The organism is Orenia metallireducens, from assembly GCF_001693735.1.
GTDB classification, from domain to species: Bacteria; Bacillota; Halanaerobiia; order Halobacteroidales; family Halobacteroidaceae; genus Orenia; species Orenia metallireducens.
The window spans coordinates 651,925-664,265 of record NZ_LWDV01000010.1 but is presented as its reverse complement, the minus strand read 5'-3'; the positions used below and the strand labels follow the sequence as shown (position 1 = coordinate 664,265).

Sequence of the window (12,341 nt, the reverse complement as noted above, 5' to 3'; positions counted from 1 at the left end):
GTTTATAATTACCCTAATTTACTTTAACTTACCTTCGGGTCTATCGACCACTTTATGATAAAATCTGCTTAAACTTAGACTTAATAAAGAAAGGGGTTAAAATTATGCGTCCATCATGGGATAATTATTTTATGGAGATGACCGAAGTTGTAGCAAAGCGTTCGACTTGTCTAAGAAGAAAGGTTGGAGCCTTGATTGTCAAGGACAAGCGTGTTCTGGCTACAGGATATAATGGAGCACCTAGTGGTTTAAAGCATTGTGAAGAGACAGGCTGTTTACGTGAGCAGAATAATGTGCCTTCAGGAGAGAGACATGAATTATGTCGAGGGCTGCATGCAGAGCAGAATGCCATCATTCAGGCTGCTTTACATGGGAGCTCTATTAATGAGGCGACGCTGTATTGTACCCATCAACCTTGTATTTTGTGTACAAAGATGATTATCAATGCAGGAATTAAGCGAGTTGTGTTTAGGGGAGCTTATCCAGATAAATTGGCTTCAGAGATGATGAATGAGGCGGGAATTCAAATGGAAGAGATTAAATAGTTTTCCATAAATTCATAATTGAAAGCTAGATTAAAATTTCATAAAATAAGGGTAGACTTAATTAATAGCAAAAGTTTTAAGCTTAATTTTAGAAGCGGGGGCATAATTTATTATGCTCCCTTATTAATGTTAATTATTTCTATCCAAAAATAAATTTAAATTAGAGAGGGGTGGATAATATGTTCATTTATCCATTACTAGTAGCATTATTGATTAGCTATTTAATGGTTCCTCAAGTGAAGCGTTTAGCCTTCAGTTTAGGAGCAGTAGATAAGCCTAACAAGCGCAGAATTAATGTTAAGCCTATTCCTAGTTTGGGAGGGATTGCTATCTATTTGGGCGTATTATTCGCCCTAATCTCGACAGGATTTGGCTCTGAATTTTTAGGAATTATTGTTGGTGGAACTTTAATCGTTATTTTAGGTATTCTAGATGACTTGTATGAGTTATCTGCAATCGTTAAATTATTAGGTCAGATTGTAGCAGGATTAGTTTTGATTGGATTTGATGCTAGAATTGAATTTATCAGTAATCCTTTTGGTGGTATTTATTATTTGGGGTTATTAGGAATACCAATAACATTAATCTGGATTGTGGGTGTAATGAATACTATCAATTTAATAGATGGGATGGATGGTTTAGCAGGAGGGGTGACAGTAATTGCTGCAGCTACACTAGCTATCTTTGCATATCAGAAAGGGCAAGTATTGACTATTATCCTTGCTCTATCAGTTATTGGAGCAACTTTAGGGTTTTTAAAGTATAATTTTAATCCTGCTGAAATCTTTATGGGAGATACAGGAAGTATGTTCTTAGGTTTTATGTTAGGATCGATTTCAATAATAGGTACTTTAAAGAGTGTAACTGCTATAACATTATTAATTCCTTTATTGGCTTTAGGTGTTCCTATCTTTGATACTTTATTTGCTATTTTACGCCGTAAATTAAGTGGACAGCCTATCTTTAAAGCAGATAAAGGGCACTTACACCATAAACTATTAGAATTAGGATTAAGTCAAGTTCAAGCTGTTACAATAATTTATTTAGTTAGTATTTTCTTAGGTATGGTCGCTATTGGTATTAGTGAGGCAGATTTAAATCAACTAATATTTCTAACCACTAGCTCTATAGGGTTTATTTTACTAGGGGCTATTAAATTAGGAGTATTTAATGCAGAAGCTAATTATATAAATGACAATAATTTAGTTAAGTAGTTACAAATAAGATAGGGAACTATTGATTGAATTTAATCTAGGTACTGTCAGTACCTAGATTTTTTGAGTTATTACTACTAATTTTTCAACCAATCCGTTGAGTGGATTAATCATTATAAATATTCTTGACATTTGTGTCATAATTATTTATAATAAGATGACGAGACTGACTAGTCAGTCTCGTCATCTTATTATTTTGAGTTAGTATTTAACATGAAAATTATGATATGAAGTTAGCTAGAAAATAGTGTTATTCTTTAGGTGCTAATATCTATTAGAGTATATTCGTTTTATATGACAATTTTAAGTAAAGTTTACTTACTTAAAGAAACTTTACAATGCTATATTTTTATAGTATAATGAGAAATAAATTGCAAAGTGCCTAATCTGCAAAGAGCGGGGGAACCATTTTTGGGGTGAATCTAATAGCAAATTTAAGTATGAGGTTAAGTAGATGTTAGATATTTACTTATATTTATTCTTAATCTTAAATTTTATATTAGTAGGGTATCCTCTACCCGAATCCGACAGCTAACCTCGTAGGCATGTGAAAAGAGGGACATACTTTTCCACAGGTGTTACTATATGTTCCTGTGGTTTTATGTATATTTAGAGATATATTGTGTAAACTAAAAAAGGGTAATTTTGATTTATATATTAGTCAATTATTAAATACATAGGAGAATCATAATGAAGGACAATATAGGTGTTCTTAAAGCTTTGGCTTTATTATCTCAAGTAGGTATTAGTATTATAGTGCCTATAATTATCTGTGTTTGGTTTGGGAATAAATTAGATAAATGGCTAGGTACTAATGTTATCTTTTTGATTACATTTACTATTTTAGGCATTATATCTGGTTTTAGAAGTGCTTATAGATTACTTATGGCTACTGAGAAGGATAGGAAGGGATAGTAGTGAAGGAATTAAGAAGAACTGAGTATTTTGTGATAAAATACACTATTATATTAAATTTATTTTTAGCAATACTATTATTGGCTTTTTTTGATAAAAAGTCTGCTTTTGGTTTATTAGTTGGGTCTATAATGGGGATTATTAATTTTCACTTATTAGCTATTTCTCTACAAAAGGCAGTTAAGTTTACACCTACCAAAGCCCAAGCATATATGGTAGTACAATACATATTTAGATACATACTCTGGTTTACTGTTTTTTATATAGCTTTAAAGAGGCAAGATGTCAATTTGTTGACAACAATTATTGGTATGTTAACAATTAAGTTTGTTATTTTGCTAAGTAATATCTTTAAGTTTTATCCACAGAATGAAGAGTTGACTAGAAAGGAGGGGAGTTAACTAGATGGGATTTATCAATAATTTGATTGATAAGATGTTTCTTGAAGAAGTAAACCCTGAGGCTTTTGCTCCTAGAGTATTTGAAGTTGCTGGTCTTCCAATTAAGTCTACTGTTATAACTACTTGGGTAATCATTGCTATCTTAGGAGTATTTGCTTGGCTATCAACTAGAAACCTAAAAGAGAAGCCAAAACCTTTGAGTTTACAGAATTTTGCTGAATTTATAGTTGAGTCTATTCAAGGTTTAGTAGAGAGTGCAATGGGGTCTGGGAACCAAAAATATGTTCCTTATATAGGTACATTAATAATGTTTTTGGCCTTAGCTAACTTGATAGGAATTGTTCCAGGTAGAGACCTATTCAGTCTGTATACTCCAACAGCAGATTTAAATACTACTTTTGCTTTAGCATTAATTACATTTATTGCTGTTCATGTCTCTGGAATTAGAGCTAAAGGTATTGGTGGGTACATAAAAGATTATTTTGAGCCAATGGCCTTTCTGTTCCCATTGAATATAATTGGGGCAATAGCGGACCCAGTATCTTTATCCTTCCGTCTATTTGGTAACATGTTAGGTGGAGTAGTAATCATGGGATTACTATATAGTGTAGTTGGTGTACTTATTCCAGGTATAGCAAGTCTTTACTTTGATGTTTTTGCTGGAGTATTACAGGCTTTTATCTTTACAATGTTGACAATGACTTATATTGCAACAGGTATGGAATAATCTCTCCATAGTTTAAGAAAGGAGGGTTTCTTTTGGAAGAGATATCTAATCTAGTAGTCTTCTTATTAGAATGGCTAGATCAGTTTGATGCTAAAACTTTAGTATCTGCTGCGGCAGTATTAGCAGCTGGTTTTGCTATGATAGCAGGAATTGGACCAGGTATAGGTCAAGGATATGCAGCAGGAAAGGGTGCTGAAGCAGTAGGTAGGAATCAAAATAATACTAGTAATATTACATTAGTAATGTTATTAGGATCAGCAGTTGCAGAGACTTCTGGTATCTTCTCATTGGTAGTATCTTTGATTTTACTTTATGCTAATCCCTTAGTAGGAGTAGAAGGAGCCGCTATTGTTATAGCAGCATCTGTATTGGGTGCTGGTTTATCTATGATAGCAGGGATTGGACCAGGTATAGGTCAGGGATATGCTGCAGGAAAAGGTGCTGAACGTGTTGGTCAAAGACCTAAGTATCAAAGTATTGTTGTTAGAACTATGTTATTAGGTCAGGCTGTTGGTCAAACAACTGGTATTTATGCATTGGTAGTTGCTTTAATATTGTTATTTGCCAATCCATTAATTGGTTAATTATAAAATAAATATTATAAAGGAGGATATTAATTATGGATGGATTATCTTTAATTAAAGCTGCGTCTGCTATTGGAGCAGGATTAGCTATGATAGCAGGAATTGGAGCAGGTATTGGACAGGGATATGCTGCAGGAAAAGGTGCTGAAGCAGTAGGTAAGCAACCTGAAGCTCAAGGTGATATTGTTAGAACTATGTTATTAGGTGCTGCAGTTGCAGAAACAACTGGTATTTATGGCTTGGTAATTGCATTAATCTTATTATTTGCTAATCCACTATTTGGATAAGAATATTTGAAGATGAATAAATATTTATTCATCTTCCTTTAATTATTTTAGAGATTTATTTTTTGTTACATAGTGGTTGTGAAGGGGGGTAACAATAATTGATTTCTTTAGATTTAACTACATTTGTTCTTCAACTGATTAACTTTATGGTATTATACTTTGTTTTAAAACGCTTCTTATTTGAGCCAATAACTAATCTTATGAATGATCGTTCTGAAAAAATTTCAAACCAGATAGATCAGGCTATTGAGCGTGAGAATGAAGCTGAACAGTTAAAAGCTGAATACCAAGAAAGATTACAAGATGCTAAGGCTGAAGCCCAAGATATAATTGAAGAAAGTCGTCGTAGAGCCCAAAGAAATAAAGAAGATATTATTAATGAAGCAAAGTTTGAAGCTAACAAGAAGATTGAAAGAGCAGAGAAGGAAATTGCTCGTGCTAAACAACAAGCTGTTGACAGCTTAAAAGATGAAGTAACAAATATCTCAATTCAAATGACTAAACAACTATTAGAGAAATCTATTAATAAAGAATTACAAGAGAAGACAATCGAAAGTTATATTGAAGGAATAGATAAAGATAAGTTGGGTGAGCTAGGATGCTAAGAAACCAAGTAGCTGAAAGATATGCTCAAGCTTTATTTGATTTAGCTATGGAAGATAAGGCTTTAGAAGAGACTGAAAATCAATTCCATGAAATTGTTAATGTTGTTAATAGCAATGATGAGCTTAAGCAATTACTTAACCATCCTAAGCTTAGTAATGATCAGAAGAAGGAAACATTAACAAAGGTATTTGAGAAAGAATTATCAAATTATCTAATGAACTTTATTAAAATATTGATAGATAAGGGTAGGGTAGATTATTTGCAAGCAATCTATCAACAATTTAAAAAATTAGTCGATACTCAACAAAATAGACTAGAGGTTCAAGTTATTTCGCCAATCAATTTATCAGAGAAATATCAAGATAAATTAAAATTAAAATTAGAAGATACCACTAAAAAAGAGGTTGCTTTAAAATTAAAGGTTCAGCCAGAGCTATTAGGTGGGTTAATTTTAAAGATTGGTGATAAGGTAATTGATGGAAGTTTATTAAATCATCTTAAAAAGCTTGAAAATACATTAAAAGGTTTAGAAGTAAGCAAGTTAGGGGTGAAAATAGATGAATCTTAGACCTGAAGAAATCAGTTCTATAATTAAAGAACAGATAAAAAATTATAATGTAGAACTAGAAGTAAAAGGTGTAGGAACTGTACTTAATGTTGGTGATGGAATTGCCAGAATTCATGGCTTAGAAGATGCTATGGCTGGTGAGTTGTTAGAATTTGATAGTGGTGTTTATGGAATGGCACTAAACTTAGAGGAAGATAGTATAGGTTGTGTTATCTTAGGTGATGAATCTAAGATTGAAGAGGGAGATACTGTAAATAGAACTAATAAAATTGTAGAGGTACCTATTGGTCAAGAATTAAAAGGTCGTGTTGTTAATGCTTTAGGTCAACCTATCGATGGAAAAGGACCAATTAATAGTGATAAAGCTAGACCAATTGAGTCTGAGGCACCAGGAATTGTTGATCGTCAGCCAGTAAAACAGCCATTACAAACAGGTATTAAAGCAATTGACTCTATGGTACCAATTGGTAAGGGTCAACGTGAATTGATTATCGGTGACCGCCAAACTGGTAAAACAGCTATCGGAATCGACACTATTATTAATCAAAAGGGTAAAGATGTAGCATGTATTTATGTAGCAATTGGGCAGAAATCTTCTACAGTAGCTCAGATTGTAAATAAATTAGAAGAATCAGGTGCAATGGAATATACAACAGTAGTTTCAGCATCTGCTAGTGAACCAGCTCCATTACAATATCTAGCTCCTTATGCAGGTTGTACTATTGGAGAAGGATTTATGTATGAAGGAGAAGATGTTTTAGTTGTATATGATGATCTATCTAAGCATGCTGTTGCTTATCGTGAAATGTCATTGCTTTTAAGAAGACCACCAGGACGTGAAGCTTATCCAGGTGACGTATTCTACTTACACTCTAGATTATTAGAGCGTGCTGCTAAATTAAATGATGAATTAGGTGCAGGTTCTTTAACTGCTTTACCTATCATTGAAACACAAGCAGGAGATATCTCTGCATACATCCCTACAAATGTAATCTCCATTACCGATGGACAGATATTCTTAGAAAGTGAATTATTTTATTCTGGTGTTAGACCAGCGGTTAACGTAGGATTATCTGTATCTCGTGTAGGTGGTAATGCACAGATTAAAGCGATGAAATCTGTTGCAGGAACATTAAAACTAGATATGTCCCAATATCGTGAATTAGAAGCCTTTGCACAGTTTGGTTCTGACTTAGATGAAGCTACTCAAAAGAGATTAGCTCGTGGTGAAAGAATCGTAGAGGTATTAAAACAAGAGGAGACAGGTCCACTAGAAGTAGAGGATCAGGTTATTATTATCTATACAGTAACTAATGGATACTTAGATGATATTCCTGTTGAAGATGTTAGAAGATTTGAGAGAGAGTTTATTAAATTTATGCAAGATACTCATCCAGAAGTGGGAGAAGCTATTGTTGAAAGTGGTAAGTTAGAAGAGGATACAGAAGAGAAGTTAAAAGCTGCAATTAAAGAATTTAAAGATACTTTTGCTACTAGCAAGGATAAAGCAACTGCCTAATTGGTCTTCTTTTGCTAGGAAAGTGAGGTGATTTGACGATGGCAAGTATGCGGGATATTAAGCGGCAGATTACTAGTGTTGAGAGTACTAAGAAGATAACTAGAGCTATGAAGATGGTTGCTGCTGCTAAGTTGAGAAAGTCCCAAGAAAGAGCAGAAAGTGCTAAACCTTTTTTCGATAAAACTAAGGAGACTTTAGCTGATATTACAGCTAGAATAGATGATGATTTACATCCTCTACTTGAAAAACGTGATGTCAAAAAGGTAGGGTATGTATTTATTACTGGTGATCGTGGATTATGTGGTGCATATAATAGCCGTGTAATTAAAAAGGTTGAAACTGGTTTAAAGGAATCTGATAAAGATACTGCTTTAATAAGCATTGGTAAAAAAGGAAGAGACTACTTTAAAAATAAAGTAGAGATTATCTCTGAATATATTGAAATTGAAGATGCTCCAGGTTTCTCTACAGCTACTAATATTGCTAATGAATTGGTAGAGCTATATACTGAAGGTATTTTAGATGAGATTCATTTAGTTTATACTGAATTTAATTCTGTAGTTAGCCAAAGTGTAGAGTCAATGCAGTTGTTACCTATTGAGCCACCAGAATCAGGAAAGGTAAATGACTCAGAGGAGAGCTATCTTTATGACCCATCAGCAGAAGAGGTTCTATCTGCTGTGTTACCACAATATTTGAAGAATATTATCTTTGGTGCCTTGATACAATCAAAAGCTAGTGAATTTGCTTCTCGAATGACAGCAATGGATTCAGCTACAGATAATGCTGAAGATATGATTGAAAAGCTAAAATTATCTTATAACCGGGCTCGTCAAGCAGCTATTACTCAAGAGTTATCGGAGATTGTTGGAGGCGCAGAAGCATTAGAATAGTAAGTCAGGAGATTTCATAATTACTATTTGATTGTACATTTTATATAATTTATTCCAAAAGCACTAACTATAATAATTTAACTCCATAAATTTCAATTTATGAAATTGACTGAAGTTAAAGGAGGTATTAGAATGAGTGGAGAGAATAACTCACCTCAAAATATTGGGCGAGTTGTAGAGATTATTGGTCCAGTAGTTGAGGTTGAATTTAGTAATGAACAGCTACCTGAAATCAATGGTGCGATAAAGATTGTAGATGAAGAACATGATAAAGAAGTAGTTATTGAGGTTATGCACCAAGTTGGTGATAACCGTGTAAAAGGTGTATCTATGAGTTCTACTGATGGATTAAGAAGAGGTATGAAGGCTATCGATTTGGGTGGTCCTATCTCTGTGCCAGTAGGAGAAGAATGCTTAGGTCGTATATTCAACGTATTAGGAGAGCCTGTTGATAATTATGGTGATGTTAATACTGATAAGCGTCTTCCTATACATAGAGAAGCACCAAGTTATGAAGAGCAAGATACATCAACTGAAATTTTTGAAACAGGAATTAAGGTTATTGACTTATTAGCACCTTACTCTAGAGGTGGTAAAGTAGGTTTATTCGGTGGTGCTGGTGTTGGTAAAACAGTATTAATTCAGGAATTAATCAATAATATTGCTACTGAGCATGGTGGTTACTCTGTATTTACTGGTGTAGGTGAGCGTACTCGTGAAGGTAATGATTTATGGTTAGAATTCCAAGAAGCAGATATATTAGATAAAGTAGCTTTAGTTTATGGTCAAATGAATGAACCTCCTGGAGCAAGAATGAGAGTTGGTTTAACTGGTCTGACTATGGCTGAATACTTCCGTGATGAAGCTGGTAAGGATGTATTATTATTTATCGATAATATCTTCCGTTTTGTTCAAGCTGGTTCTGAGGTATCAGCATTATTAGGAAGAATGCCTTCAGCGGTAGGTTACCAACCAACTTTAGCAACAGATGTTGGAGAATTACAAGAGAGAATCACATCTACTAAGAAAGGGTCTATCACTTCGGTACAGGCAGTGTATGTACCTGCAGATGACTTAACTGACCCTGCTCCAGCAACTACCTTTGCTCACTTGGATGCAACTACAGTATTATCAAGACAGATCTCTGAAAAAGGTATCTATCCTGCAGTTGATCCATTGGATTCTACTTCTACTATTTTAAGTCCTAGTGTTGTAGGAGAAGACCATTATAATGTTGCACGTAGAGTACAGGAAACATTACAAAAATACAAAGATTTACAAGATATCATTGCTATTTTAGGTATGGATGAATTATCTGAAGATGATAAATTAGTTGTATCTCGTGCACGTAAGATTGAGCGTTTCTTATCTCAGCCGTTCTCTGTAGCAGAGCAATTTACTGGTATGGAAGGTAAGTATGTACCAGTTAATGAGACTGTACGTGGCTTCAAAGAGATCCTAGAAGGTAAGCATGATGACTTACCAGAAGAGGCTTTTCTTTTTGTTGGTACAATAGATGAAGCTGTAGAAAAGGCTGAAAAAGCAAAAGGTCGTGATTAATCATGTCCACAATGAAACTTAGTATCATTACACCAGAAAAGGTGGTCTATGATGGAGAAGCATCTATGGTAACTGTAAGAACTATAGATGGTGATAGAGGATTTTTGGCAGAACATCAACCTTTAGTAACAGGTTTAGATATTGGTCAGATTAAAATCAAAAATAATGATCAAGAGAAGATATTAGCATCTAGTACAGGTTATATTGAAGTAAAACCTGAAGAGATTAATATCTTGGTTGATACTGCTGAATACTCTGATGAGATTGATGTGGACCGGGCAGAATCTGCCAAAGAAAGAGCTGAAAAGCGATTATCTAAAGATGATAGCTCAATTAATTCTAAAAGGGCTGAGATTGCTTTAAAGAAGGCTATGAATAGATTGAAAGTCAGTAAAGGCAGAAATTTTGAGTAAGAGATTAAAATCTCTTGCTCTTTTTTTATTAGGGTGGTAAATTATAGTATAGATGTTTGGAGCTGTTATATTTGGTTTTACACTGAAAAGTTATTAGTAGACCTTTTTAAATATAATATTAATATTTATGGAATAATGATAGATGAAGAAAGAAATTTAATGGGGTGAAGATATGACTGAAGAGAAGGATATCCAGCAAGAAGCCATAATAGGCAATCAAGGTAAAAGTGATTTAGAACAGAGGGTTAGTGCAGGAATTCATGGTGGTTTTGAATTGAAAAAAGGTGAGAAGAACAGGTTTTTAGGTGAGTTTAGAGAAAGAGTTTTAAAGGCTTTAACTTTTGAACAAGTTGAAGAGCCAGGTACATATCCAGAGGTTTTAAAAGCTATTAAAAAGAGAGAAGCAAAGAAATTAATAATTAATCGGAAAGTAGATATGGAAAGAGCTAAAGATTATATTAAACTGGCTAGAGAGCATGATTTATCCTTTAAAAAAGTAGATTCACCAGATTTTAAAGGGGATATAGCCTTAGTTGTGGTAAGTGATCATGCTGTTAATCAGAGTGATATTTTTATCAAGGATAGGGCAACTAGTTTAAAAGAGAAGGGGTTACCAGTAGAACTAATCAATGCTAGGGGAGGGAAGATTTGTGAAGATTGTTATCAGATAATAGGAGAAAAAGCATCAGAGGAATTAGTAAATTATCAAAAAATGAACTGGTTAGATAAGATTATAGGAAAAAAATGTCCTGCTAATCATTAATTACTTGATGAAATTTTATAATTAAAGAAGGAACTAAGTAAAGAACCAAGAAGATAATTAGTGACTTGCGATAAATTTGATTAGGAGGATTAAGATGAGTTTTCTAATAGTAGAGGGAGTAAGTAAACTAAAAGGTATGGTCAGTATTAGTGGTGCTAAAAATGCTGCCTTACCAATTGTTATGGCTGCATTGATAGGAGAAGGAGAAAGCATTTTAGAAAATATTCCTAATTTAAGAGATATAAATAATTTAATTAAGATATTAGATTCTTTGGGATCTAAAACGGAGTATAATAATAATATCTTAAAGATTAATACAGATACCATTAATCGTTTAGATATACCTTATGATTTAGCTAGGAAGATGCGAGCCTCTTATTATGTTCTTGGAGCATTACTAGCTCGTTTTGGGCAGGCGTCTACCTCGTTACCAGGTGGTTGTGAAATAGGAAGTAGACCTATTGATTTACACCTAAAAGGATTTAAAGCATTAGGTGCCAAGATAAATATAGAGCATGGTGTAGTAGAAGTTAAGGCAGATAAACTAATTGGAGCTAAGATTTATTTAGATTATCCAAGTGTAGGTGCTACATCAAATATTATGATGGCAGCAGTTAGAGCAAAAGGGCAGACGATTATTGAAAATGCTGCTAGAGAGCCTGAGATTATTGATTTGGCTAATTACCTAAATGTAATGGGAGCTAAGATTAAAGGTGCTGGGACAGATATCATCAAGATTGAGGGTGTAAAAAGGTTACAAGGAAGTGAATATACTATTATTCCTGACCGAATTGAAGCAGGTACTTATATGATGGCTGCTGCTATTACAGAAAGCGACTTGTATATAGATAATGTATTAGTAGAACATGTAAAGCCATTGATTGCTAAATTAAGAGAGATGGGTGTTAGGGTAAAGGAAGATGTCAATAGTGTCAGAATAATTTCTGATGGTAAACTAAAGTCTGTTGATATGAAGACTTTACCTTATCCTGGCTTTCCTACAGATATGCAAGCACAGTTTATGGCTTTATTGACCCAAGCTCAAGGGGCTAGTATGGTAATAGAGACCGTCTTTGAGAATAGGTTTGGTCATGTTGATGAATTAAAGCGAATGGGAGCAGATATCAAGATAGATGGCAGATCTGCTATTGTTAAAAAATCCAATTTAACAGGAGCTAAAGTTAAGGCGACTGACTTAAGAGCTGGAGCGGCTTTGATTATAGCAGGATTGGCAGCAGAAGGAGAGACTGAGATTAGTGATATTTATCATATTGAGCGTGGATATGAGAATATATTAGACAAGTTACAGAGTATTGGTGTAAATATTAGAAAAGTTAATTGTTAGA

Annotated in this window: 15 protein-coding genes and 1 riboswitch; all 15 genes read left to right on the top strand. The window is 33.9% G+C overall.

Going from position 1 to position 12,341, the window contains the following annotated elements; genetic code table 11:
• Positions 1-104 precede the first annotated feature (104 nt).
• Entirely contained in the window at positions 105-545 is a 441-nt protein-coding gene (locus U472_RS15100; protein WP_068719567.1) for a deoxycytidylate deaminase, read from the top strand.
• 179 nt (positions 546-724) lie between these two features.
• The gene (locus U472_RS15095) at positions 725-1,759 is read left to right on the top strand and encodes a glycosyltransferase family 4 protein (RefSeq protein WP_068719566.1); all 1,035 of its coding nucleotides are present in this window, start codon (positions 725-727) and stop codon (positions 1,757-1,759) included.
• Between the two features lie 369 nt (positions 1,760-2,128).
• Positions 2,129-2,321, top strand: a riboswitch (cyclic di-AMP (ydaO/yuaA leader).
• A gap of 128 nt (positions 2,322-2,449) precedes the next feature.
• Positions 2,450-2,674, top strand: coding sequence for an AtpZ/AtpI family protein (locus U472_RS15090; RefSeq protein WP_068719565.1), 225 nt, complete (start codon positions 2,450-2,452; stop codon positions 2,672-2,674).
• A 2-nt stretch (positions 2,675-2,676) separates the two neighbouring features.
• Positions 2,677-3,075 carry an ATP synthase subunit I gene (locus U472_RS15085; RefSeq protein ID WP_068719564.1) on the top strand — a complete coding sequence of 133 codons (399 nt, stop codon included), beginning with the start codon at positions 2,677-2,679 and terminating at the stop codon, positions 3,073-3,075.
• A 4-nt stretch (positions 3,076-3,079) separates the two neighbouring features.
• A complete protein-coding gene (gene atpB, locus U472_RS15080) occupies positions 3,080-3,802 on the top strand; it encodes a F0F1 ATP synthase subunit A (protein ID WP_068719563.1) in 723 nt (240 codons plus the stop codon).
• A 32-nt stretch (positions 3,803-3,834) separates the two neighbouring features.
• Entirely contained in the window at positions 3,835-4,386 is a 552-nt protein-coding gene (atpE, locus tag U472_RS15075; protein ID WP_068719562.1) for an ATP synthase F0 subunit C, read from the top strand.
• Between the two features lie 35 nt (positions 4,387-4,421).
• Positions 4,422-4,673: an ATP synthase F0 subunit C gene (atpE, locus tag U472_RS15070; protein ID WP_068719561.1), complete on the top strand. Its 252-nt coding sequence runs from the start codon at positions 4,422-4,424 to the stop codon at positions 4,671-4,673.
• Between the two features lie 98 nt (positions 4,674-4,771).
• Positions 4,772-5,278 carry a F0F1 ATP synthase subunit B gene (gene atpF, locus U472_RS15065; RefSeq protein ID WP_068719560.1) on the top strand — a complete coding sequence of 169 codons (507 nt, stop codon included), beginning with the start codon at positions 4,772-4,774 and terminating at the stop codon, positions 5,276-5,278.
• On the top strand, positions 5,272-5,847 hold the full coding sequence (gene atpH, locus U472_RS15060; protein WP_068719559.1) for an ATP synthase F1 subunit delta: 576 nt from the start codon (positions 5,272-5,274) through the stop codon (positions 5,845-5,847). The genes atpF and atpH overlap by 7 nt, the downstream gene beginning before the upstream one ends.
• On the top strand, positions 5,837-7,366 hold the full coding sequence (gene atpA / locus U472_RS15055) for a F0F1 ATP synthase subunit alpha (RefSeq protein WP_068719558.1): 1,530 nt from the start codon (positions 5,837-5,839) through the stop codon (positions 7,364-7,366). The genes atpH and atpA overlap by 11 nt, the downstream gene beginning before the upstream one ends.
• Positions 7,367-7,404: 38 nt before the next feature.
• Positions 7,405-8,259, top strand: coding sequence for an ATP synthase F1 subunit gamma (gene atpG, locus U472_RS15050; protein WP_068719557.1), 855 nt, complete (start codon positions 7,405-7,407; stop codon positions 8,257-8,259).
• A 132-nt stretch (positions 8,260-8,391) separates the two neighbouring features.
• Positions 8,392-9,819: a F0F1 ATP synthase subunit beta gene (atpD, locus tag U472_RS15045; protein ID WP_068719556.1), complete on the top strand. Its 1,428-nt coding sequence runs from the start codon at positions 8,392-8,394 to the stop codon at positions 9,817-9,819.
• Positions 9,820-9,821: 2 nt separating this feature from the next.
• A complete protein-coding gene (locus U472_RS15040; RefSeq protein WP_068719555.1) occupies positions 9,822-10,232 on the top strand; it encodes a F0F1 ATP synthase subunit epsilon in 411 nt (136 codons plus the stop codon).
• A 172-nt stretch (positions 10,233-10,404) separates the two neighbouring features.
• Positions 10,405-10,995 carry a YueI family protein gene (locus U472_RS15035; protein WP_068719554.1) on the top strand — a complete coding sequence of 197 codons (591 nt, stop codon included), beginning with the start codon at positions 10,405-10,407 and terminating at the stop codon, positions 10,993-10,995.
• Positions 10,996-11,089: 94 nt separating this feature from the next.
• The gene (locus U472_RS15030; protein ID WP_068719553.1) at positions 11,090-12,340 is read left to right on the top strand and encodes a UDP-N-acetylglucosamine 1-carboxyvinyltransferase; all 1,251 of its coding nucleotides are present in this window, start codon (positions 11,090-11,092) and stop codon (positions 12,338-12,340) included.
• Position 12,341 lies beyond the last annotated feature (1 nt).

Bases quoted from the DNA above. Each gene is read 5' to 3' on its own strand.
- U472_RS15035 (WP_068719554.1), top strand. From the start codon at position 10,405: ATGACTGAAGAGAAGGATATCCAGCAAGAAGCCATAATAGGCAATCAA.
- atpB (WP_068719563.1), top strand. From the start codon at position 3,080: ATGGGATTTATCAATAATTTGATTGATAAGATGTTTCTTGAAGAAGTA.
- U472_RS15095 (WP_068719566.1), top strand. From the start codon at position 725: ATGTTCATTTATCCATTACTAGTAGCATTATTGATTAGCTATTTAATG.
- atpE (WP_068719561.1), top strand. From the start codon at position 4,422: ATGGATGGATTATCTTTAATTAAAGCTGCGTCTGCTATTGGAGCAGGA.
- atpG (WP_068719557.1), top strand. From the start codon at position 7,405: ATGGCAAGTATGCGGGATATTAAGCGGCAGATTACTAGTGTTGAGAGT.
- U472_RS15100 (WP_068719567.1), top strand. From the start codon at position 105: ATGCGTCCATCATGGGATAATTATTTTATGGAGATGACCGAAGTTGTA.
- atpD (WP_068719556.1), top strand. From the start codon at position 8,392: ATGAGTGGAGAGAATAACTCACCTCAAAATATTGGGCGAGTTGTAGAG.
- U472_RS15030 (WP_068719553.1), top strand. From the start codon at position 11,090: ATGAGTTTTCTAATAGTAGAGGGAGTAAGTAAACTAAAAGGTATGGTC.
- atpH (WP_068719559.1), top strand. From the start codon at position 5,272: ATGCTAAGAAACCAAGTAGCTGAAAGATATGCTCAAGCTTTATTTGAT.
- atpA (WP_068719558.1), top strand. From the start codon at position 5,837: ATGAATCTTAGACCTGAAGAAATCAGTTCTATAATTAAAGAACAGATA.
- U472_RS15090 (WP_068719565.1), top strand. From the start codon at position 2,450: ATGAAGGACAATATAGGTGTTCTTAAAGCTTTGGCTTTATTATCTCAA.
- U472_RS15040 (WP_068719555.1), top strand. From the start codon at position 9,822: ATGTCCACAATGAAACTTAGTATCATTACACCAGAAAAGGTGGTCTAT.